Origin of the sequence: Sphingomonas sp. BK036, assembly GCF_004216825.1 — a bacterium.
Lineage (GTDB): Bacteria > Pseudomonadota > Alphaproteobacteria > Sphingomonadales > Sphingomonadaceae > Sphingomonas.
Genome location: NZ_SGXR01000003.1, coordinates 659,216 through 679,920, shown reverse-complemented (window position 1 = coordinate 679,920; position 20,705 = coordinate 659,216). Strand labels below are relative to the sequence as shown.

Below are 20,705 nucleotides of genomic sequence, written 5' to 3'. Positions count from 1 at the left end.
CACCCCAGCGAACGCTGGGGTGTCGTGCGGCAGGGGGCCGCTTCATTACCGGGATACCCCAGCGTTCGCTGGGGTGACGGACTCTGGCGGGTCTATCGCGCCAGGATCGCGCGTGCCCGCGCGCAATCGGCGTCCATCTGGGTGATGAGCGCATCGAGGCCGTCGAACTTGGCCTCGGGGCGCAGATACTCGATCAGCGAGACCTCGATCTGCTGCCCGTACAGGTCCTCGGCGAAATCGAAGAAATGCGGCTCGAGCAGTTCCTTCGGCGGATCGAAGCTGGGGCGGATGCCGAGATTCGCCGCGCCCTTCAGCACGCGGCCGTCTTCGAGCCGCCCTGTCACCGCATAGATCCCGTAGGCGGGGCGCAGATAATTGCCCATGTCGAGATTGGCGGTCGGATAGCCGATCGTGCGGCCGAGCTTGTCGCCATGCTGCACCACGCCCTCGATCGCGAATGGACGCGTCAGCAGCCGAGTCGCGGTCGCCATGTCGCCGGCTCGCAGCGCCTCGCGGATGCGGGTCGAGGACACCGTCTCGCCATCCAGCGCGACCGCGCCGACGGTTTCCGCGCGGAACCCGTGGACCGGGCCGCGCGCGGCGAGCGTGTGGACGGTGCCGCTCTTGGCATGGCCGAAGGTGAAGTCCTCGCCCGTCACCACGCCGCCGATCCGCAGATTGCGTTCGAGTCGGTCGGCGACGAACTGCTCGGCGGTCAGCGCGGCGAGATCGCCGTCGAAATGGAACACCACCATCGCATCGGCGCCCGCCGCGGCGAACAGCCGTTCGCGCTGGTCGAGCGTGGTGAGGCGGAAGGCGGGTGTATCGGGGCGGAAATGGCGGACCGGATGCGGATCGAACGTCGCCACCAGCGCGGGGCGACCCTCCGCCTTGGCCCACGTGATCGCGCGCGCGACCACCGCCTGGTGACCGAGATGGAATCCGTCGAAATTACCCAGCGCCACGATCCCGTCCGCCAGATGCGAAGGGATGGATGCGCCACCGTCGAGCCGTTGCATGCACGGCTCAGTACCCAGACGCCGCGGATCACGATAGTCCTTCCTTACGCTGGCGCGCCTTCGCGGGAGAACAATCCTCAGCGGCGGGTGAGGGTTACGAAGCTGTAGGGTGGGCGCTGCTTTTCTCCCGGGTGGTCTTCGCGGGCGATCTCGTGCCAGCCGTCGAACGCGGGGACGATGGCGTCGCCTTCGGGTTCGTCATGGACTTCGGTGAGTTCGATCCGGTCGGCATGGGGGAGCAGCTGCGCATAGATCTGCGCGCCGCCGATCACTGCGACGTCGTCGCCGGCCATCGCGAGCGCCTCGTCGATCGAGCGTGCCACTTCCGCGCCGTCGGCGTGCCAATGGCCGCGCGTGAGGACGATGTGGCGGCGGCCGGGGAGCGGGCTCGGGAAGCTCTCGAACGTTTTGCGGCCCATCACCATCGGCTTGCCCATCGTCAGCGCCTTGAAGCGCTTGAGATCGGCGGGGAGGCGCCAGGGGAGCTGGCCATCGCGGCCGATGACGCCGTTGGTGGCGCGGGCGAGATAGAAGGTGATCATGCGCGTATTATGCCGGATCGGGGGGCGGGGGGCTATGCTTGTATCACCACCCCGGCGAAGGCCGGGGCCCAGTTGGGGGGCGTCGGTGGTGAAAGACGGCGCCCCGTTACGACCACCTTTCCACCTGGACCCCGGCCTTCGCCGGGGTGGTGGTGTCAGGGGAGGCTCCGATCTCTAACTCCCCCGGCGAAGGCCGGGGCCCAATTGGGGAACGTCGCTAATGGAAACAGGGTGCCCCGTTACTGCGACCTGTCCAATTGGGCCCCGGCCTTCGCCGGGGTGGTAAGTAGCGGGTGGATCAGTTCGGCGCGTGTTCCTTCACATACGCCTCGGGATCCTTCTCGACGACCTTCACCCCGTTCAGGTGGTTCGCCTCGAACGCCGCGAACCGGACGCCGAGTTCGTGGCGCTCCTCCAACGTCGCATGCTTGCGGAAGTCGGTCAGGCCCTGGCGCTCTTCCTCGGCGAGGTGATCGCTGTTCGCCTTGTTGCACTCGCCGACCGCCTCGAACCACGCGTCCGAGCCGACCGGGTGCTTGTCGACCGCTTCGCCAGTTTCGCGGATGTCGTTGTGATCCTCGATCGCGTCCTCGGTCTCCTCGGCGGCCGAGTCGGCGTCGTTGCCGCCGGTGCCGATCTTCATGAGGCGCGGGTAGAAGAAGCGCTCCTCGGCCTCGGCATGCGCGTCGAGCAAATTCTTGAGGCGGGTCCACAGCGCCGACAGCGCCTCGGTGTCCTTGGCGTCGATCGAATCGATCTGCGCGAACAGCGCACGCTGCTGCGCGTGTTCGTCGAGGATGAGCTGGGTGATGTCCATGATAGGCCTTCCGAATAGGTTCGGACGGTCAACCGTGCGGACGGCACCCAGTTCCTATTGCGATTCGCTCTCTGTTCAGACCGCGACGGGCGCCTTGATGTGCGACTGCGCGACATAGTCGTGGAGCACGAAATCCTCATACTCGTACGCGTCGATCGAGTCCGGCTTTCGGACGATCTCGAGCCGCGGGAGCGGGCCAGGGTCGCGGCCCAGTTGCAGCCGCGCCTGTTCGAGGTGGTTCGAATAGAGATGGCAATCGCCGCCGGTCCAGATGAACTCGCCGACCTCGAGCCCGCATTGCTGCGCGAGGATATGCGTGAGCAGCGCGTAGCTGGCGATGTTGAACGGCACGCCGAGGAAGATGTCGCCCGAGCGCTGGTAGAGCTGGAGCGACAGCTTGCCGTTCGCGACATGCGTCTGGAACAGGCAGTGGCACGGCGCGAGCGCCATCGCGTGCAGGTCGCCGGGGTTCCACGCGCTGACGATCTGGCGGCGCGAGGCGGGGTTAGTTTTTATCTGATCGATCAGCTCGGCGATCTGGTCGATGTGGCGGCCGTCGGCGGTCGCCCAGTCGCGCCACTGCTTGCCATAGACCGGGCCGAGATCGCCGGCCTCGTCCGCCCATTCGTCCCAGATTGCGACTTTCCGCTCCTGCAACCAGCGGACATTGGTGTCGCCGCGCAGGAACCATAAAAGCTCGACGATGATCGAGCGGAGGTGGAGCTTCTTGGTGGTGAGGACGGGAAAGCCTGCCGCGAGATCGAACCGCATCTGCGCGCCGAACACGCTCAGCGTGCCGGTGCCGGTGCGGTCCATCGTCTCGACGCCGGTCGAGAGCACGCGGTCCATGAGGTCTAGGTATTGGCGCATCGGGGATGCGTAGCGGCGCGGGGGCGGCGGCTCAAGCGGATGCAGTTGCGCGTGCAGTTAGAGGTGGCGCGCGGCAGTCGTGCGTGTGTTGCCGTCGTCCGTGCCTTCCCCGCATATCGTCGACCTGTCGGCGGCGTGCCTGCTGTTCGCGGGGCTGCGCGATGCGGCGCGCGAGACGGTGGCGATCGCGTATCTTGATCCGAATCGGAGGCTTCTCGGGATGCGGCATGTCGTCGGTGGGCGGGATCATGTCGTGGTGTCGATCCGGCGAGTCGCGGCCGACGCGCTGGCATTCGATGCGCGGGGCGTGGTGATGGCGCACAACCATCCGAGCGGCGATGCGACCCCGAGCGACCGCGATCTCGCCTTCACGCGTGCGCTGGCGGCGGCGTTGCGGACGCTGGAGGTGGTGCTGGTGGATCATCTGGTGATCGCGGGGGAGCGCGTCACGAGCCTGCGCGCGATGGGGGTGGTTTGATGGGTAGGACGCAGACGCCGTCATGAGACGTTGGAGCTTGGGCGTTGGAACTGCGACATCGCGCCCCGCCCACCGTCATCCTGACGAAAGTCAGGATCCAGAGCCATAAGTCGCGCCGTTCGTGACCCTGGATCCTGACTTTCGTCAGGATGACGGAAAGGGGGTGGGAAGACGGCGTCAGGATGACGGAAAGGGGGATGATGGCGCCAGGATAACAAGAGCGCGCCAGCGTGCGAGTGACGGTGCCAACGACCCGCCGGATGCCGTCAATGCGACCTTTCCAACTAGGCCCCGGCCTTCGCCGGGGTGGCGCGGGTGGCTGGGTTAGCGCCTCGGACCGAAGCCAAAGCCGAAACTCACCCCAGCCGGCACGCCCGGATCGCCTCCGGCGCGGGGCGCGGGCCGGTTGCCTTGAATGCGGCGAGATAGCCGCCGGCGGACGGCATGTCCTCCATCGCGACCTGCGTGTAGCCGACCGCGGCGAACTCGCACTTCAACAGCGCCGGCGGCGTGCCGTGGTTCTGCGTCTGGCGATCAGCATCGACCACGATGACCAGCCCGTCGGGCTTGAGCGACGGGCGCAGCCGCCAGAGGAATTCATAGGGCTGCTCGATCTCGTGGTACATGTGCACCATCAGCACACGGTCGAAGCTCGCCTCGGGCAGTTTCGGGTCGTTCGCCTCGCCGAGCTTGACGCTGACGTTCGCCAGATCCTCGCGCGCGACACGTTCCGCCAGCTGGTCGCGGACGCTCGCGACGATGTCCTCGGCCAGCACGCGACCGTCCTTGCCGACGCGCGCGGCCATGCGGATCGTGTAATAGCCCTCGCCCGCGCCGATGTCGGCAACGGTCATGCCCTTGCGGATCTCGCCCTTGTTCATGACCTCGCCGGCTTCGTTCAGGCGATCGCGCGCTTCCTCATTCGACCAGCGCGCCGAGACGATCGACGCGACCGGGCGGTCGGCGGCGGGGAAGGCGGGTTCCTTCTGCTCGCGCTTGATCAGCGGCTTGCTGCCATCGCAGGCCGCGAGCAGGAAAACCGGCGACAGCATCAGGGCAAGGGCACCCCTAAGCCTCAATCGACGTCCTCCACCTCGACAGCCTCGCCGGTCACGCGCTGCGACAGCGCCGCCGCCATGAACGCTTCGAGGTCGCCGTCGAGCACGTCCGACGGACTGGTCGAGACGACACCGGTGCGCAGGTCCTTCACCATCTGATACGGCTGGAGCACGTAGGAGCGGATCTGGTGGCCCCAGCCGATATCGGTCTTGCCCGCATTCTCGGCATTGGCGGCAGCTTCGCGGATCGCCAGTTCGCGCTCGTACAGACGCGCGCGGAGCTGGTTGTACGCCTCGGCCTTGTTCTTGTGCTGCGATCGCTGGTTCTGGCACTGGACGACGATGCCGGTGGGCACGTGCGTGATACGCACCGCCGAATCGGTCGTGTTGATGTGCTGACCGCCCGCTCCGCTCGCGCGGTACGTGTCGATGCGCAGGTCGCTTTCGTTGTATTCGACCTCGATATTGTCGTCGACGACCGGATAGACCCAGACGCTGGCGAACGAGGTGTGGCGACGCGCGGCCGAGTCGTACGGGCTGATCCGGACGAGGCGGTGGACGCCGCTCTCGGTCTTGGCATAGCCGTATGCGTTCTCGCCTTTTAGCAGCAGCGTGGCGGACTTGATACCTGCCTGCTCGCCCGAATGCTGGTCGATCAGCTCGACCTTCAGGCCGTGGCGCTCGCCCCAGCGCGAATACATCCGGCTGAGCATCCCGGCCCAGTCCTGGCTCTCGGTGCCGCCGGCGCCGGCATTGACCTCGATATAGGTGTCGTTGCCATCGGCCTCGCCCGCGAGCAGCGCCTTGATCTTGTCCTTGTCGGCGCGCGCGGCGAGTTCGGCGAGCGCGGCGACGCCGTCGGCCTCCATCGCGGTGTCGCCCTCGGCCTCGGCCATCTCGATCAGCTCGGACGTGTCCGCCAGCTCGCTCTCGATCACGCGCGTCGCGCCGATCGCCTCGTCGAGACGACGACGCTCGCGCATCACCTCCTGCGCGGCCTTGGGATCGGACCAGAGCGCCTGGTCCTCGACGCGCGCGTTCAGCTCGTCGAGACGACGCAGCGCGCGGTCCCAGTCGAGGAAGCGGCGCAGCAAGGCCAGCGCGTCTTTGATGGTGTCTACGTGAGCCTGCGCTTCGGCGCGCATGGGTATTCTCCAAAATGTCCGTCATCCCGGAGGATGCCGGGATCTCCGTCCGCCAGCGCGCGGGTGCGGACGGAGATCCCAGCGTGCGCTGGGATGACGATGTAGGAACTGCGCTAGTAGATTCCGCCTTCTCTTTGCAAGAAATCGCTGTCGCGCGGGGCTTCGGCCTTCTTCACCGCGACCGTCGCGGCGGCCGCCGGGGCGGGGCCTGCACGGCGAGCGGCGCGGCGCGGTTCGCTTTCGGGCTTGAACGCTTCCCAGATCACCGCGGGCTTTGGATCGTCGGTGTTGGGCCATGTGCCGTAGACCGGACGTCCGCTCGCGCGATCGATCCGGACCATGCGGATCCCCGCGGGCGCACGGAACGGCAGCTTGGGCAGATCCTCATACGCCTTCACTGCGAACTGCTTGAAGATCGGTGCGGCGAGCGTGCCGCCCTGCGCGGCCCCGCCGAGGTTCTTCGGCGTGTCGAACCCGATATACAGACCGCCAACGAACTGCGGCGTGCCGCCCACGAACCACACATCGGTCGGGCCGTTGTTGGTGCCCGTCTTGCCGAACATCGGCCGATCGAGATCGCGGAGTGTCACCGCGGTGCCGCGCTGGACGACACCCTCGGTGATGTGGACCATCTGATAGGCGGTCATCGCGTCGAGCACTTGGCGCTGGCGCGTGATCGGCCGCGGCATCGGCTTGCCATCCCAGTCGGGCGCGTTGCAGCGATCGCAGGCGCGCCAGTTCTCGGGCCAGATCACCTTGCCGTGACGATCCTGGACGAAATCGATCAGCGACGGCGGCCCGCCCTTGCCGTTGTTCGCGAGGATCGAATACGCGTTGACCATCCGCCCGACCGTCGTCTCGCCGGCGCCCAGCGCGTAGGAGAGATACGGCGCGTAATCGCCGACGCCCATCTTCTTGATGGTGGCGACGACCTTGGGCATGCCGGTCTGCGCGGCGGTGCGCACGGTCATCAGGTTGCGCGACTGTTCGATTCCCCAGCGCATCGTGTGCGGCCCTGCGCCGCGCGAATTGCCGAAGTTGCGGAAGCATTTCTGCCCGAGCCGCGCGCCCTGATAGACGCAGAACGGCCCGTCGACGATGATCGACGCGGGCGTCATGCCGTTGTCGAGCGCGGCGGAATATACGATCGGCTTGATCGTCGATCCCGGCTGGCGCATCGCCTGAGTCGCGCGGTTGAACGCCTGCAACCGGTCGTCGAACCCGCCCTGCATCGCGAGGACGCGGCCCGAGGCCGGCTCCTCGACGACGAACGCACCCGATACCTTGGGGATTGCCCGTAGCGAGAATTCGCCGCCGTCGGGCGCCACCGCGATGATGTCACCGGTCTTGATCGCGCCGAACGCGTTGCCGCCCTTGCCGCGGACTGCCATCTGCGCGGCATAGCGCGGCAGCGTGCCGGTCTTGCCCGTGCGGAAGCCGAGGCTCCAGGCATTGCCGTCCTTGCCGGTCACGATCGCCGCGACCCAGTCGCGGTAATCGAGCGCGATATTGCTGTTGAGCAACGGCTGGAGCCAGTTGTCGTCCTCGATCTCGACATGGCGGATCGGCCCGTTCCAGCCGCGGCCGCTGTCGAACCGTACCAGGCCATCGCGCAACGCCTGCTGCGCCAGGTCCTGCAACCGCGTATCGAACGAGGTACGCACCCACAGACCGCCCGAATAGACGCTGTACGGGCCGTCCTTCGCGCTCTCGCCGAACTTGGCCATCAGCTGGCGGCGGACTTCCTCGACGAAATAGCCGCCGACGCTCTCGAACTTGGGTGTCCGCCGCATCACCGCGCCGAGCGGCTCGGCATTCGCCTGGTCATGCTGCGCGCGCGTGATGAAGCCGTTGTCGAGCATCCGGTTCAGCACGTAGTTGCGGCGGATCATCGCGCGCTCGGCATTGCGCACCGGATCATAGTTTGACGGACCCTTGGGCAGGATCGCGAGATACGCCATCTGCGCGAGATCGAGCTGGTCGAGTTCCTTGTCGAAATAGGCATGGCTCGCCGCCTCGACGCCGAACGCGTTGCGACCGAGCGCGATCTGGTTGAGGTAGAGCTCGAGGATCTGCTGCTTGGTCAGCGTATCCTCGATCTTGTACGCCAGCACCGCCTCGCGCAGTTTGCGCGACGGCGAATAGGCGTTGCCGATCAACAGGTTCTTCGCGACCTGCTGCGTGATCGTCGAGCCACCCTTGGCACGCTTCCCGCTGCCGAGCTTGGTCGCGTAATCATACACCGCGCCGGCGAGGCCGGGATAATCGACGCCGTGATGTTCGAAGAAGGACTTGTCCTCGGCGGCGAGGAACGCCTTGACCAGCAGCGGCGGATATTCGGCATAGCTCAGCTCGACGCGGCGTTCGCGCGCGTAGCTGTGGATCGGCGCGCCATCGATGCCGCGGACGTTGGTCGGCAGCGGGGGCTCGTAGGTGCGCAGCGTGTCGACCGAGGGCAGGTCGCGGATGACCGCGAACCAGAAGGCGAAGATCGCAACGAAACCGAGCACGACCAGCGCGAGCGCGACCTTGGTCCAGCGGCTTGCCCAGGCGCGCGACAACCCGCCCCGCAACCTGTCGGTGGTGCGGCGGGTCGCCGTCGTCGGATTGGGGGAGGGGTCGGACGCCATAAATATTGGCGTCGCATCTAGCAGGTTCGCGAGCGCTTGCCAGCCTTCGGTGGCGCAGGGGTGGGGCAGGGATGCGCCACAAGGCCTGTCGCCGCGACCATGCTTGTGGCAGCAGGCGCCGATGACTCCGCCCGCTCTGCCGATATTTGCCGTACTGCCCGATCTTCTCGCCGCGTTGCGCGCGCGGTCCTCGGCGGTTCTGGTCGCGCCCCCGGGCGCCGGCAAGACGACGGCGGTCGCGCCCGCCATGCTTGCGGAGCCGTGGTGCAGCGGCGAGATCCTTCTACTTTCGCCCCGCCGCCTTGCGGCACGCGCCGCCGCCGAACGGATGGCGTCGACCGCGGGCGAACCCGTCGGCCAGACCTTCGGCTACGCGACCCGCATGGACAGCAAGCGTTCCGCCGCGACCCGGGTCACGGTGATCACGGAGGGCATCTTCGTCGCGCGCATCCAGGCCGACCCCGAACTCGCGGGCATCTCCGCCGTGCTGTTCGACGAGGTCCACGAGCGCAGCCTCGACGGCGATTTCGGGCTGGCGCTCGCGCTCGACGTGCAGGCTGGGTTCCGCCCCGACCTCCGCATCGTCGCGATGTCGGCCACGCTCGACGGCGCGCGATTTGCCGCGTTGATGGACGGCGCACCCGTGATCGAGAGCGAAGGCCGCAGCTACCCGCTGACGCTGCGCCATATCGGCCGCCAGGCCGAGTTGCGGATCGAGGATTCGGTCGCCTCGGCGATCCGTCGCGCGCTCGGCGAAGTGGAGGGCGGCGTGCTCGCCTTTCTTCCCGGCGTCGCGGAGATCGAGCGCACCGCCGACCGGCTCGCCAATCTTCCCGACGACATCGTCCTGCATGAGCTTCACGGCAGCCTCGACCCCGTGGCACAGCGTGCCGCGATCCTTCCCGAACCCGATGGCCGCCGCAAGGTCGTGCTCGCCACCAGCATCGCCGAGACCAGCCTGACGCTAGACGGCATCCGCATCGTCGTCGATTCAGGCCTCGCCCGGCGCCCGCGCTACGATCGCGCCGCGGGGATGACCCGGCTGGTGACCGAACGCGCGAGTCAGGCCGCGGTGACGCAGCGGGCCGGCCGCGCGGCCCGCCTGGGGCCGGGCATCACGTATCGTCTTTGGGAAGAGGCGGCGACCGCAGGCCTGCCGCGCTACGACCCGCCCGAAATCCTGGAGGCCGATCTCTCGGCGCTGGTGCTTGCCTGCACGCTGTGGGGCGTCGGCGATCCGCGGGAGCTGCGCTGGATCGATCCGCCCCCGGCTGCTGCGATCGACGAGGCGATGGCGCGGTTGACGACGCTGGAGGCGATCGAGGACGGCCGCCCGACGCAGCATGGCCGCGCGATCGCGAAGTTGCCGATGCCGCCGCGACTGGCGCACATGCTGCTGCGGGCGGGGGAGCGCGGCCTCGCGCCGGTCGCGGCGCAGGTTGCGGTGCTGCTGGGCGAGCGCGGGATCGGCGGGCAGGACGTCGATCTTGAAACGCGTCTTCGGCGGTGGAAGACCGAACGCGGGCCGAAGGCGCAGGCGGCGCGGGGGATGGCCGAGAGATGGGCGAAACTTGCTCCCCTCCCGCTTGCGGGAGGGGTTGGGGGAGGGCGTGACATACACCGGGGGCGCGGCGTTGCTGGGTCAGTCCCTCCCCCGACCCCTCCCGCAGGCGGGAGGGGAGCAGAAGTTTGCGTCGCGCTTGGTTTTCCCGATCGCGTCGCGCGGCGGCGCGATGCGTCCGGGGAGACCTGGGCTTCGGTCGGCGGGCGGGGATTTCGGCTCGACCCGACCTCGCCGCTGGCGCGGTCGGAATGGCTCGCGGTGGCCGATACGCAAGGCTCCGCGGCGGGTGCGCGGATCCTGTCGGCGGTGGCGATCGACCAGACCACGGTCGAAGCGTTGTTCGCGGACCGGATCGAATCGCGCCGCACGGTGGTGTTCGATGCCACGACCGGCGGCATCCAGGCGTTGCGCGAACGAAGGCTCGGCGCGATTCGGTTGTCGAGCGGCCCCGATAGCGGCGCGGATCCGGACTCGATCCTCGCTGCGCTGCTGGCCGGCGTCCGCGAGCATGGCCTCGGCCTGCTGGCGTGGAGCGACGGCGCGCAGGCTTTGCGCGACCGTGCCGCCTATGCCGGCGTGCCGCTCGACGACGCGACGCTGCTCGACCGCGTGGACGAATGGCTCGCCCCGCTGCTGACGGGCAAGCGCCGGCTGGATGCGATCGCGCCCGGTGCGCTGGCCGAGGCGTTGCGCAATCTGCTCGGCTGGGACGCGGTGCAGACGATCAACCGCCTCGCCCCACCTGATTTCACCAGCCCCGCCGGCAGCACGCACGCGATCGACTATGCGGCGGAGGGCGGCCCGCGCGTCGAACTCCGGGTGCAGGCACTGTTCGGGCTCGGCGTGCATCCGGTGATCGGCGAGGCTCGCGTGCCATTGGTGCTGAGCCTGACGTCGCCGGCTGGCCGGCCGATCCAGACGACGCGCGACCTGCCTGGGTTCTGGGCGGGGAGCTGGACCGCGGTGGCCAAGGAAATGCGCGGGCGCTATCCCAAGCATCCCTGGCCCGACGACCCCGCCGCGGCGTCCGCCACGCTGCGAACGAAAAAGGCGGATGCAAGGGCCGCCGGTTCGCGATAAGGGAGCATCCATGCCTACCGCCCGTATCTTCCAGCGCCCCAAGAACGCCATGCAGTCCGGCAAGCACCGGACCGACGCCTGGCAGCTCGAATTCGAACCCTCGGAGGCCAAGCGCCCCGACCCGCTGACCGGCTGGGCCGGCAGCGGCGACACGCGCGATCAGCTGCGGTTGCTGTTCCCGACCGCGGAAGCGGCGATCGCGCACTGCGAGCGCGAAGGGTTCGGATACACCGTCGTGCCCGCGCCGCAGAAGACGCTGAAGCTGCAGAGCTACGCCGACAACTTCAAGTAAGCGGGGCGCGTTCGCCTCGCGGCTGCTGTCTTACCGTCATCCCAGCGAAGGCTGGGATCCAGAGTTACGGGCACGGACGCTTGTGGCTCTGGATCCTGGGTCGAGCCCAGGATGACGGCCTAGGGCTGGGCTAGAGTATGGACCCCGCCAGGATCAGCAGCATCTTGGTGTCGATCGCGATGCCGGCCTTGCGCTTCGCCGCGACGAACGCGGGCACCTCGGCTAGGGGCACGCGGTGCACGGTGATGTTCTCGTCGCTGTCGCCGCCGCCGTCGCCGATCCTGGTCAGCCCGGTCGCACGCACCAGCGTGAAGCATTCCGAGGTCATCCCGGGCGACGAGTAGAACACGCCCAGATCCTCGATCGAGTCGGCGCGGTAGCCCGTCTCTTCCTCAAGCTCGCGCCCGGCCGCCACCGCGACGCTCTCGCCCGCGGTCTCGTCGCCGACCAGCCCCGCGGGCAGTTCGAGGCAGGCGCGGCCCAAGGGCACGCGGAACTGTTCGACCAGGATCACGTCGCCATCATCGATCGCGACGATCACCGCCGCGGCGATCTGGCCCTGACGCGCGGCGAATTCCCACGTGCCCTCGGTCTGGACGGTCAGGAACTTGCCCGCCCATACGGTCTTGCTCATAGTTCGATCAGCCTGTCGGGAAGTTCGTTGACCGGCGCACCGGTACGCGGGAAATGCTCGGCGAGCACGCGGCCGATCTGTGCGACCGCATCGGCCATGCCGTCGGCGGGGCGATCGTCGCGGACGCCGGCCAGCACCGCCGCCATTGCCGCGCCCCAGGTTTCGTTCGGCACGCACGAGTGGATCGCATCGTCGGCGATGATCTCGGCACGGTGCTCGGCAAGCGACAGATACAGCAGCACGCCGGTCGCGCCCTTGGTCCGCTTCTCGGCGCCCGCGCGGAACAGCAGCAGCGCGCGCCGCCGGACGCGACGCGCCTTGGTCGCCCCCGGGGTCAGCGCGACGCGCACGGAAGTCGCCGCCAGGACGAGCCGCACGCCAAGGAACACCAGCGTCACCAGCACCAGCGCAATCGCATAGAGCGCGCCCTGCGGGGCGGATTGCGCCCAGGGATCGACCAGCCGCGCATAGATATGATCCGCCGCAACCGGCCGGAACGCTAGCAGCGCCAGCGTCAGCAGCATGCCGAGCACCGCCCAGTGCATCGATACGTCATGGTAGGAGTCGGACTGCCGCGCGACGATCGTGACGATTTCGCCGGTCGTCGCGGTCTCCGCCTGCGTCACTGCCGCGGTGACGCGGTCGTGATCGGTTTCGCTCAGCCGCATGTCACCAACTCCCCGATGCGCCGCCGCCGCCGCCGGATCCACCGCCGCCACCGCCGAAACCACCGCCACCCCAGCCGCCGCCGCCACTATCGCCGCCACCGCCGCCGCCACTCCAGCCGCCGCCACCACCACCGCCGCCACGCGTCATCGCGTCGGCGATGCTCCACAACACGATCGGCAGGGCACCGCTGCCGCCACCGCTGCCGCCATCGGTATAGCGCCTGCCGCCGGCGCGCCGCGACAGCATCGGGATGACGATCGCCGCGAGCACGATCCCGAAGAAGATCAGCCCGATCGGCACGCCGCCGCCGCCCGAACCCGACCGGCGATGCGTCTTGTCATACTCGGCCGCCGCCGCCGTCACCTTCGCTCGCGCCTCGGCATCGGGAAGCGCGAGCTGGTCCGCGACCGCGTTGGTGCCCGCGACGATGCCGCCGGGAATATCGCCTGCCTTGAACCGCGGCAGGATCTGCTGGTTGATGACGACGCTCGAGAACGCGTCGGTCAGTACGGGTTCGAGCCCGTAGCCGACCTCGATCCGCACCTTGCGGTCGTTCGGCGCCACCAGCAGGATCGCGCCGTTGTTCGCGTCCTTCAACCCGACACCCCAGCCCCGGATCAGGCGATTGCCGTAATCCTCGATCGGATAGCCTTCGAGATCGGGCACGGTCGCGACGACGAGCTGGTTGCCCGACGATTTCTTCAGGTCGTCGAGCCGCTTGGTCAGCGCCGCTTCCTGGTCGGGCGGAATGACATTGGCCGCATCGACGACGAAGCCGGTGAACTTGGGCAAGGTCTGCGCGGTGGCGGTCCCCGTAACGGTGCCGCTTCCCAGCAGCACCGCGCAGGCCAGCGTGGCAAGGTAGCGGATCATCGCGCAGACCCCATCATCAGCTCGCGTTGCCGAAGTTCACCGTCGGGGCGGTCTCGGCACCCGGCGTGGTCGCCGCGAACGGCACCATCGGCTTGGCACCGTAGAAGATCTTCGCGCCGACCGCGTCGGGGAAGGTGCGGATCTTGGTGTTATACGCCTGCACCGCGCCGTTATAGTCGCGGCGCGCGATCGTGATGCGGTTCTCGGTGCCTTCGAGCTGGCTCATCAGCGTGGTGTAGTTGCCCTGGCTCTTCAGCTCGGGATACGCCTCCTGCAAGCGCTGCAACGAGACTCCGACCGCGCCCTGGACGCGCTGATATTGTGCCATCTTGGCGGGGTCGGAGAGATCGTCCGCCGACACCTGGACCGAGTTCGCCGCGGCCCGCGCCTGAGTCACCTGGACGAGGATATCCTTCTCCTGCGCGCCCGCCGCCTTCACCGTGGCGACGAGGTTGGGGATCAGGTCGGCCCGACGCTGATAGTCGTTCTGCACGTCGGCCCAGCGCGCCTTCACATTTTCCTCGGCGGTCGGGATGCTGTTGATCCCGCAGCCCGCGAGCGCGGATGCGAGGAGGATCGCGGCGGCGCCGCGGGCGATTGGGGCACGTGACATCGGGGGTCTCCAGAATAGCTGTGTCGCCCTCATAGGACAGTCGGCAGGGTTGGCGAAACCGAAATCGGCGGTTAACTTTATGCGGGATTTAAGAAGGGGGCGGGGATGCTCAAGGAATTCAAGGCGTTCATCATGCGCGGCAACGTGCTCGATCTCGCCATCGCGGTGATCATCGGCGCGGCATTCGGCAAGATCGTCACGTCGCTGACCGACGACGTGCTGATGCCGGTAATCGGCAAGATCTTCGGCGGGCTCGATTTCTCGAGCTATTTCTGGCGGATGGGGCCGGTGCCGGCAAATTATGCGGGCTCGCTCAGCGACTATGCGGCGCTCAAGAAAGCGGGCGTGCCGCTGCTCGGCTATGGCGCGTTCGCGACGCAGCTTGTCAATTTCGTGATCGTCGCCGGCATCATCTTCATGATCCTGCGCGTGGTGAACCGCACCGCGGCGCTCATCGAGCGCGAGACCGCGCGGCTGAAGCGCGAGGAAGAGGCTACCCCGGTCGCGCCGGCACCCGAGCCGGTCGAGATCGCGTTGCTGCGCGAGATCCGCGACGAGCTGAAGGCGCGGGGGTGACCGCCTTGTCCCTCTCCCCTGCGGGGAGGGGGAGGGAGCCGTCAGGCAACGGAAGGGGGAGGGGCCTGAGGCTCGGGGCGGGATCCCAACACCCCCTCATCCGGCGCAGCCGCGCTACCTTCTCCCCGCGGGGAGAAGGATAGGGTCACGCTGCGGCGAGATCCTCGGCGTTTGCGTCGGCCAGGCTCGTGCCGTCGAGGATCCGCGCGGTTTCGTCGCGGACTCGCATCATCGCATAGCGGATCGCGCAATCCGCCTCGCTCTTGCAGTCGAGGCAGGGCCGGTAGGCCGTCCGACTGACGCACGGCACGAGCGCGAGCGGTCCCTCGATGATCCGGATGATTTCACCGAGCGAGATCAGGTGGCTGGGGCGCGACAGGCGATACCCGCCCATTTTGCCGCGATGGCTGTGGAGCAGGCCGGACTCGCGCAGATCGGCGAGGATCAGCTCGAGAAACTTGCGCGGCACGTTCGCCTCGGCGGCGATCCGGGTCATCGGGATCGGAGGCCCACCGACGGGGGCCCCGCCAAGAAAGATCATCGCGCGAAGCGCGTAGCGGGAGCGCTGCGTCAACATAATGCAGATTGCTATGCACGCGGTTTGTGGCGAGCGGAAGGCGGTTTGGCACGTTGCGTGCTACGACATCGCGGATCGGGACAAAAAAGCAGCGCCCGCCGGGCTTTTCATCGCGCCGCGGCTTCCCTATATCGGGTTTGCCGTCGGGGGAATTCTCTCTTGGCGGCTATGGCGATAAACCGTGGCGTGTCATAGACACAGCGGACCCGGGGGCAGTACCCGGCGACTCCACCACCGCCCTCTTCGCAAGAGGGGGACGATGACGGGGTCGAACTAGGATCGACGTGTGTTCAACGACGCTATGTTTCGCTCGGAATGGGACCACCGCAACGGCCCATACACAAGTGCCAACGATAACGAAGCACTCGCAATTGCCGCATAACTGACGGTCTAACGACCTAAGTTATACGGACGAAAGCGCGGTTCGGGCCACACCGGGCAACAGAAGTGGAAACCGGCGGTACGGGGGGCACCGAGCAACAGAAGCTCCCCACTCTCCCTTACGATTTTTCTATACGAGGTACTGTGCGCTACTGGCCGGTCGCGCAGTCTAAATGGCTGCGCTCCGAACGGACTGCTTACAGTGTCGGCGCTGCGAGCGGTGACAGGCGGCGCGCGTCGCAGCCATGATCGTCGTGATCCATGCCGACCAACGTCCGTCATCGCGAACGATGACGGTGCCGTCGGACGACCGGATCAGCGTCGGAGCAGCTTGCTGAGCTGCGCGCCGGTATAGGGCTTCCGGATGAATTGCGCGGCCGCGGGGAGGGCCATCTTGCCGTTGTCCGTCCCCGACGTGACCAAGATCGCGATGTCGGGACGCTGCGCATGGACCGCGTTGGCGAGATCGATGCCGTTGAGGTCACCCGGCATGCGAACGTCGGTGAATAGCGCGCCGATATCGGGCCGTTCCTCCAGCTTGACCAGCGCGTCGGCGGCGTTGCTGGCTTCGACGACTTCATACCCCGCATCTTCGAGTGCGAGGTTGGAATGGACCCGGACAAGGGCGTCGTCATCGACGACGAGAATAACGGACTTCGACATAACGTTCATATCGGTTCGAACATCCGGCATGGCGCTCGCGTTCCGTTATTAATCATCCGCGTTACCTAAAATCCGGCAAAGCGAGTCACCCATGAGAAAGGGGCCCGGTTTCCCGAGCCCCTCCATCAATTCGCGTTAGGCCGTAGGGGCTTAGTCGCGATCGCCCGTCAGGAACGCCGGTGCGAATTCGGGGGCCTTGTCGCCGTCCGAACGCTCGGCGCGGGGAGCGCGCTCGCCGCCCTGGCCACCGCCGTCACGACGCGGGCCACGGCCACCGCCGTTGCCGCCGGCATCGCGACCGCCATCGCCATCACGACGCGGGCCACGCGAGCCGCGATCACCGCCGCCGCCTTCGCCGCGCGGGCCGCGACCGCCGCCATCACGACCGCCGCCGTTGCCGGCATCACGGCCGCCATCGCCGTCACGACGCGGACCGCGCGAACCACGGTCGCCGCCTTCGCGCGGCTCACGGGCAGGACGCGTGTCCTCCAGCTCTTCGCCGGTCGTCTGGTCGACGACGCGCATCGACAGGCGAACCTTGCCGCGCGGATCGATCTCGAGGACCTTGACCTTGACTTCCTGGCCTTCGCTCAGCGCATCCGAGACCTTCTCGACGCGCTCGTTCTTGATTTCGGACACGTGGACGAGACCGTCCTTGCCACCCATGAAGTTCACGAACGCACCGAAGTCCACCAGGTTGACGACCTTGCCGTCATAGACCTTGCCGACTTCGGCTTCCTCGACGAGGCCCTTGATCCACTTGATCGCAGCATCGATCTGCGCGGGATCGGACGACGACACCTTGATCACGCCCTCGTCGTCGATGTCGACCTTGGCGCCGGTCTGCGCGACGATCTCGCGGATCACCTTGCCGCCGGTGCCGATGACTTCACGAATCTTCGACTTCTCGATCGTGAAGGTCTCGATCCGCGGTGCGTGTGCCGACAGCTCCTCACGCGTGTGGTCGAGCGCCTTGGCCATCTCGCCCAGGATGTGTGCGCGGCCTTCCTTGGCCTGTGCCAGCGCCTTGCCCATGATCTCCTCGGTGATGCCGGCGATCTTGATGTCCATCTGCATCGTGGTGATGCCCTCGGACGTGCCAGCCACCTTGAAGTCCATGTCGCCGAGGTGATCCTCGTCGCCCAGGATGTCCGACAGAACCGCGAAGTTCTTGCCCTCGAGGATCAGGCCCATCGCGATGCCCGAGACGGGACGCTTGAGCGGAACGCCCGCATCCATCATCGACAGCGAACCGCCGCAGACCGTCGCCATCGACGACGAGCCGTTGCTCTCCGTGATGTCCGACAATACGCGGATCGTGTACGGGAACTCTTCCTTCGACGGCAGCACCGGGTGCAGCGCGCGCCAGGCGAGCTTGCCGTGGCCGACTTCGCGACGACCCGGCGCACCGAAGCGACCGACTTCACCGACCGAGTAGGGCGGGAAGTTGTAGTGCAGCATGAAGTTTTCGTAACTCAGACCGTTCAGGCCGTCGATCATCTGCTCTGCGTCGCGCGTGCCGAGCGTGGTGGTGCAGATCGACTGTGTCTCGCCGCGCGTGAACAGGGCCGAGCCATGCGTACGCGGCAGGAAGTGCACCATCGCCTCGATCGGACGGATCTGCGTGGTGGTGCGGCCGTCGATGCGGGTGCCGTCCTTGAGGATGGCGCCGCGGACGATCTCCGCCTCCAGCTTCTTCATCAGCTTGCCGGCCGCCATCTGGTCCTGCGGGGTCGCATCGGCAAAGGCGGTCTTGCCCTTGGCGCGTGCGGCGTTCAGCAGGTCCGAACGCTTGGACTTGTCGGTCACCTTGTAGGCGGCCGCAATGTCCTTGCCGATCAGCTTCTTCAGCTTGTCCTTGGCGGTCGACAGGTCGGCCTGCTCGGCCATTTCCCACGGATCCTTGGCAGCCTGCTCGGCCAGATCGATGATCAAGTTGGCGGCTTCGCGGCACGCCTTGTGCGCGAACTGGACCGCGCCGAGCATGATCTCTTCCGAAAGCTCCTTGGCTTCCGATTCGACCATCATCACGGCCTGGCCGGTGGCGGCGACGACGAGGTCGAGGTCACCCGCCTTGGCTTCGTCGAGCGTCGGGTTGAGGATGTAGGCGCCATCGACATAACCGACGCGTGCTGCGCCGATCGGGCCCATGAACGGCACGCCCGAGATCGTCAGCGCCGCCGATGCCGCGACCATCGCGAGGATGTCCGGCTCGTTCTCGCCGTCATACGACAGAACCTGGCAGATCACGTTGATCTCGTTGTAGAAACCCTCTGGGAAGAGGGGACGGATCGGGCGATCGATGAGACGGCTGGTCAGCGTCTCCTTCTCGGTCGCGCCGCGCTCACGCTTGAAGAAGCCGCCGGGGATGCGGCCGCTCGCGGAGAACTTCTCCTGGTAATGGACGGTGAGCGGGAAGAAATCCTGCCCTTCCTTGACGGTCCGTGCAGCCGTGACGGCGCACAGAACGACGGTCTCGCCGAGGGTGGCGAGCACGGCGCCGTTTGCCTGACGGGCCACGCGGCCGGTCTCGAGCGTCAGCGTCTTGCCGCCCCACTGGGCGCTTACGGTCTTGGTATCGAACATTTCGTTTCCTTCACTCCAAACGCCAGATGCGTTTGGGGCCTATGTGCGGGCTTAGCCGGCCCGCGGCGGTGTGGAGCGAGTTGTCGCTCCTAAAGGGATCGGCCGAATTGCCTTTCCCTAAAGTCTTCCCGGGCGAAGGCCGGGGCCCAATTGGGGTACGCTGCGTGTCGCGCGCGCCGCCAGTCTAGAATCTTTTTGCCATAATGCCAAAAGGGGCGACCTTTCGGCCGCCCCTTCGGTTACTTGCGAAGACCGAGCTTCGCGATCAGATCCAGGTAGCGCTGGCCGTCCCTGTGACGGAGATAATCCAGCAGCGTCCGGCGCTTGTTGACCATCATGAGAAGACCACGACGCGAGTGGTTGTCCTTCTTGTGGCCCTTGAAGTGCTCGGTCAGGTTCTTGATGCGCTCGGTGAGGATCGCGACCTGGACTTCCGGCGAACCGGTATCGCCCTCGGCGCGCGAATGCTCCTTGACGAGCTCGGTCTTGCGTTCAGCGGTAATCGTCATGAATTCGTCCTACGACATCACAGATTGAAACCGCGAACGACCCGGACGTCTCCGTCCTCGACCTCGACCAGCGCGACCGGGACGTCGTCCAGCTCGGCAAAGTATTGGCCATCGTCTGCGGCGATCCCGGCCAAGATACGCCCCTGTCGGAGCGCCCCTGCCTGGTCGGGGGTGAGGGAGAGAGCCGGGATGTCGTCCAGCGCCACCCTCAAGGGCAGAAGTACATCTTCAAGGGCGCGCGCCTGCCCGAGTTCGTCGAGTTTGTCCAGCGATATCGCGTTTTGCAGCCCGAACGGACCCGCCTTGGTACGACGCAGCATGGTGACGTGGCCGACCGTCCCGAGCGCGATCGCGATGTCGCGCGCGAGGCTCCGGATATAGGTGCCCTTGGAGACGTGCGCGGTGAGCGTGACCTCCGCCAATTCCTCCCCGGAACGGGGAGGGGGACCGCCGTCCGCCTGGACGGTGGTGGAGGGGGGCTCGCCACCAGCGGAACGTTCGCGGAAGCCCCCCTCCACCAGCTTCGCTGGTCCCCCTCCCCGTACCGGGGAGGATAGCGAATAAATCGTCACGTTCCGGCTGGCGAGCAGCACCTCATGCCCGGCACGCGCGAGGTCGTAGGCGCGCTCGCCGTCGACCTTGAGCGCGGAATAGGACGGCGGCACCTGCGCGATCGGACCGGTGAACTGCGCGAGGACGGCCTCGACCGCGGCCATCGTCGGTCGCACGTCGGAGGTGGCGATGCTCACCCCCTCGGCGTCGAGCGTGTCGGTCTCGACCCCGAACAGGATCGTGAAGTCATAGATCTTGTCGCTGTCGAGCATTCGCCCGGCAAGCTTGGTCGCCTCGCCGACCGCGATCGGCAGCACGCCGGTCGCCAGCGGATCGAGCGTACCGCCATGGCCGACCTTGAATTTGCCATAGCCGCCCTGACGCAGCACGCGCTTCACCGCGGACACGCCCTGCGTCGAGCCCAGCCCCAGCGGCTTGTCGAGAATGATCCAGCCATGCATGCGAGAAGTCCTAAATTTCTACGTGAGACAGGAGCGAACCCCAACCCCTCCGTCATCCTGACGAAAGTCAGGACCCAGAGCCACAAGAGACGGTGTCTGGAACCCTGGGTCCTGAC

At 67.1% G+C, this 20,705-nt stretch carries 20 protein-coding genes and 1 other RNA gene; 5 read left to right on the top strand and 16 right to left on the bottom strand.

Annotated features, from left to right (window positions below; translation table 11 throughout):
• Positions 1 to 92 precede the first annotated feature (92 nt).
• From EV283_RS03300 to EV283_RS03285, 4 genes are all read right to left on the bottom strand, one after another.
• Positions 93 to 1,019 (bottom strand): bifunctional riboflavin kinase/FAD synthetase, encoded by a 927-nt coding sequence (locus EV283_RS03300; protein WP_130322626.1) that lies wholly within the window; start codon positions 1,017 to 1,019, stop codon positions 93 to 95.
• A 77-nt stretch (positions 1,020 to 1,096) separates the two neighbouring features.
• A complete protein-coding gene (locus EV283_RS03295) occupies positions 1,097 to 1,561 on the bottom strand; it encodes a dihydrofolate reductase (RefSeq protein WP_130322624.1) in 465 nt (154 codons plus the stop codon).
• A 298-nt stretch (positions 1,562 to 1,859) separates the two neighbouring features.
• Positions 1,860 to 2,378, bottom strand: a complete 519-nt coding sequence (locus tag EV283_RS03290) for a hemerythrin domain-containing protein (protein ID WP_031395906.1) — start codon at positions 2,376 to 2,378, stop codon at positions 1,860 to 1,862.
• A gap of 75 nt (positions 2,379 to 2,453) precedes the next feature.
• Complete coding sequence (locus EV283_RS03285) at positions 2,454 to 3,248, bottom strand: thymidylate synthase (protein WP_130322622.1); 795 nt, start codon at positions 3,246 to 3,248, stop codon at positions 2,454 to 2,456.
• 100 nt (positions 3,249 to 3,348) lie between these two features.
• Between EV283_RS03285 and EV283_RS03280 the strand changes: the two genes are divergently transcribed.
• Positions 3,349 to 3,726, top strand: coding sequence for a JAB domain-containing protein (locus EV283_RS03280; RefSeq protein ID WP_242615762.1), 378 nt, complete (start codon positions 3,349 to 3,351; stop codon positions 3,724 to 3,726).
• Between the two features lie 356 nt (positions 3,727 to 4,082).
• On the opposite strand, the gene EV283_RS03270 is transcribed toward EV283_RS03280, so the two are convergent.
• The 3 genes from EV283_RS03270 to EV283_RS03260 form a co-directional block, all read right to left on the bottom strand.
• Positions 4,083 to 4,778, bottom strand: a complete 696-nt coding sequence (locus EV283_RS03270) for a class I SAM-dependent methyltransferase (RefSeq protein WP_130322616.1) — start codon at positions 4,776 to 4,778, stop codon at positions 4,083 to 4,085.
• Positions 4,779 to 4,801: 23 nt separating this feature from the next.
• Positions 4,802 to 5,929, bottom strand: coding sequence for a peptide chain release factor 2 (prfB, locus tag EV283_RS03265; protein ID WP_130322614.1), 1,128 nt, complete (start codon positions 5,927 to 5,929; stop codon positions 4,802 to 4,804).
• Between the two features lie 113 nt (positions 5,930 to 6,042).
• Positions 6,043 to 8,559 carry a transglycosylase domain-containing protein gene (locus EV283_RS03260; RefSeq protein WP_130322612.1) on the bottom strand — a complete coding sequence of 839 codons (2,517 nt, stop codon included), beginning with the start codon at positions 8,557 to 8,559 and terminating at the stop codon, positions 6,043 to 6,045.
• A gap of 121 nt (positions 8,560 to 8,680) precedes the next feature.
• Here EV283_RS03260 and hrpB point away from each other — a divergent pair, with 121 nt between their 5' ends.
• On the top strand, positions 8,681 to 11,203 hold the full coding sequence (gene hrpB / locus EV283_RS03255; RefSeq protein WP_130322610.1) for an ATP-dependent helicase HrpB: 2,523 nt from the start codon (positions 8,681 to 8,683) through the stop codon (positions 11,201 to 11,203).
• Positions 11,204 to 11,213: 10 nt separating this feature from the next.
• Positions 11,214 to 11,495 (top strand): ETC complex I subunit, encoded by a 282-nt coding sequence (locus EV283_RS03250; protein ID WP_055881180.1) that lies wholly within the window; start codon positions 11,214 to 11,216, stop codon positions 11,493 to 11,495.
• 130 nt (positions 11,496 to 11,625) lie between these two features.
• Here EV283_RS03250 and EV283_RS03245 read toward each other — a convergent pair whose 3' ends face one another.
• From EV283_RS03245 to EV283_RS03230, 4 genes are read right to left on the bottom strand one after another with little or no spacing between them, the layout of a single operon-like run.
• A complete protein-coding gene (locus tag EV283_RS03245; protein ID WP_130322608.1) occupies positions 11,626 to 12,129 on the bottom strand; it encodes an NUDIX hydrolase in 504 nt (167 codons plus the stop codon).
• Positions 12,126 to 12,797 (bottom strand): hypothetical protein, encoded by a 672-nt coding sequence (locus EV283_RS03240; protein WP_130322606.1) that lies wholly within the window; start codon positions 12,795 to 12,797, stop codon positions 12,126 to 12,128. The genes EV283_RS03245 and EV283_RS03240 overlap by 4 nt, the downstream gene beginning before the upstream one ends.
• A gap of 1 nt (position 12,798) precedes the next feature.
• Positions 12,799 to 13,671 (bottom strand): TPM domain-containing protein, encoded by an 873-nt coding sequence (locus tag EV283_RS03235; RefSeq protein ID WP_130322604.1) that lies wholly within the window; start codon positions 13,669 to 13,671, stop codon positions 12,799 to 12,801.
• 16 nt (positions 13,672 to 13,687) lie between these two features.
• Positions 13,688 to 14,284: a LemA family protein gene (locus EV283_RS03230; RefSeq protein ID WP_056411687.1), complete on the bottom strand. Its 597-nt coding sequence runs from the start codon at positions 14,282 to 14,284 to the stop codon at positions 13,688 to 13,690.
• A 105-nt stretch (positions 14,285 to 14,389) separates the two neighbouring features.
• On the opposite strand from EV283_RS03230, the gene mscL reads away from it, so the two are divergent.
• Positions 14,390 to 14,860: a large conductance mechanosensitive channel protein MscL gene (mscL, locus tag EV283_RS03225; protein ID WP_056411685.1), complete on the top strand. Its 471-nt coding sequence runs from the start codon at positions 14,390 to 14,392 to the stop codon at positions 14,858 to 14,860.
• Positions 14,861 to 15,005: 145 nt separating this feature from the next.
• Here mscL and EV283_RS03220 read toward each other — a convergent pair whose 3' ends face one another.
• The gene (locus EV283_RS03220; RefSeq protein WP_055881164.1) at positions 15,006 to 15,437 is read right to left on the bottom strand and encodes an Rrf2 family transcriptional regulator; all 432 of its coding nucleotides are present in this window, start codon (positions 15,435 to 15,437) and stop codon (positions 15,006 to 15,008) included.
• A gap of 100 nt (positions 15,438 to 15,537) precedes the next feature.
• Here EV283_RS03220 and ssrA point away from each other — a divergent pair.
• Positions 15,538 to 15,893, top strand: a transfer-messenger RNA (tmRNA) gene (ssrA, locus tag EV283_RS03215).
• Between the two features lie 240 nt (positions 15,894 to 16,133).
• Here the strand turns inward: ssrA and EV283_RS03210 are convergent.
• The 4 genes from EV283_RS03210 to truB all read right to left on the bottom strand — a co-directional run bounded on the left by EV283_RS03210 (position 16,134) and on the right by truB (position 20,589).
• Positions 16,134 to 16,481, bottom strand: coding sequence for a response regulator (locus EV283_RS03210; RefSeq protein WP_165391679.1), 348 nt, complete (start codon positions 16,479 to 16,481; stop codon positions 16,134 to 16,136).
• A 150-nt stretch (positions 16,482 to 16,631) separates the two neighbouring features.
• Entirely contained in the window at positions 16,632 to 19,067 is a 2,436-nt protein-coding gene (gene pnp, locus EV283_RS03205) for a polyribonucleotide nucleotidyltransferase (protein ID WP_130322600.1), read from the bottom strand.
• Between the two features lie 239 nt (positions 19,068 to 19,306).
• Positions 19,307 to 19,576 (bottom strand): 30S ribosomal protein S15, encoded by a 270-nt coding sequence (gene rpsO, locus EV283_RS03200; protein WP_130322598.1) that lies wholly within the window; start codon positions 19,574 to 19,576, stop codon positions 19,307 to 19,309.
• A gap of 17 nt (positions 19,577 to 19,593) precedes the next feature.
• On the bottom strand, positions 19,594 to 20,589 hold the full coding sequence (gene truB, locus EV283_RS03195; RefSeq protein ID WP_130322596.1) for a tRNA pseudouridine(55) synthase TruB: 996 nt from the start codon (positions 20,587 to 20,589) through the stop codon (positions 19,594 to 19,596).
• Positions 20,590 to 20,705: the final 116 nt, after the last annotated feature.

What these genes read in the sequence shown, in the direction of transcription:
- hrpB (WP_130322610.1), top strand. Translation starts at nt 8,681, where the DNA reads ATGACTCCGCCCGCTCTGCCGATATTTGCCGTACTGCCCGATCTTCTC.
- EV283_RS03245 (WP_130322608.1), bottom strand. Translation starts at nt 12,129, where the DNA reads ATGAGCAAGACCGTATGGGCGGGCAAGTTCCTGACCGTCCAGACCGAG.
- EV283_RS03285 (WP_130322622.1), bottom strand. Translation starts at nt 3,248, where the DNA reads ATGCGCCAATACCTAGACCTCATGGACCGCGTGCTCTCGACCGGCGTC.
- EV283_RS03250 (WP_055881180.1), top strand. Translation starts at nt 11,214, where the DNA reads ATGCCTACCGCCCGTATCTTCCAGCGCCCCAAGAACGCCATGCAGTCC.
- rpsO (WP_130322598.1), bottom strand. Translation starts at nt 19,576, where the DNA reads ATGACGATTACCGCTGAACGCAAGACCGAGCTCGTCAAGGAGCATTCG.
- EV283_RS03240 (WP_130322606.1), bottom strand. Translation starts at nt 12,797, where the DNA reads ATGCGGCTGAGCGAAACCGATCACGACCGCGTCACCGCGGCAGTGACG.
- EV283_RS03230 (WP_056411687.1), bottom strand. Translation starts at nt 14,284, where the DNA reads ATGTCACGTGCCCCAATCGCCCGCGGCGCCGCCGCGATCCTCCTCGCA.
- EV283_RS03210 (WP_165391679.1), bottom strand. Translation starts at nt 16,481, where the DNA reads ATGTCGAAGTCCGTTATTCTCGTCGTCGATGACGACGCCCTTGTCCGG.
- mscL (WP_056411685.1), top strand. Translation starts at nt 14,390, where the DNA reads ATGCTCAAGGAATTCAAGGCGTTCATCATGCGCGGCAACGTGCTCGAT.
- pnp (WP_130322600.1), bottom strand. Translation starts at nt 19,067, where the DNA reads ATGTTCGATACCAAGACCGTAAGCGCCCAGTGGGGCGGCAAGACGCTG.
- prfB (WP_130322614.1), bottom strand. Translation starts at nt 5,929, where the DNA reads ATGCGCGCCGAAGCGCAGGCTCACGTAGACACCATCAAAGACGCGCTG.
- EV283_RS03235 (WP_130322604.1), bottom strand. Translation starts at nt 13,671, where the DNA reads ATGATCCGCTACCTTGCCACGCTGGCCTGCGCGGTGCTGCTGGGAAGC.
- EV283_RS03260 (WP_130322612.1), bottom strand. Translation starts at nt 8,559, where the DNA reads ATGGCGTCCGACCCCTCCCCCAATCCGACGACGGCGACCCGCCGCACC.
- truB (WP_130322596.1), bottom strand. Translation starts at nt 20,589, where the DNA reads ATGCATGGCTGGATCATTCTCGACAAGCCGCTGGGGCTGGGCTCGACG.
- EV283_RS03270 (WP_130322616.1), bottom strand. Translation starts at nt 4,778, where the DNA reads ATGCTGTCGCCGGTTTTCCTGCTCGCGGCCTGCGATGGCAGCAAGCCG.
- EV283_RS03290 (WP_031395906.1), bottom strand. Translation starts at nt 2,378, where the DNA reads ATGGACATCACCCAGCTCATCCTCGACGAACACGCGCAGCAGCGTGCG.
- EV283_RS03220 (WP_055881164.1), bottom strand. Translation starts at nt 15,437, where the DNA reads ATGTTGACGCAGCGCTCCCGCTACGCGCTTCGCGCGATGATCTTTCTT.
- EV283_RS03295 (WP_130322624.1), bottom strand. Translation starts at nt 1,561, where the DNA reads ATGATCACCTTCTATCTCGCCCGCGCCACCAACGGCGTCATCGGCCGC.
- EV283_RS03300 (WP_130322626.1), bottom strand. Translation starts at nt 1,019, where the DNA reads ATGCAACGGCTCGACGGTGGCGCATCCATCCCTTCGCATCTGGCGGAC.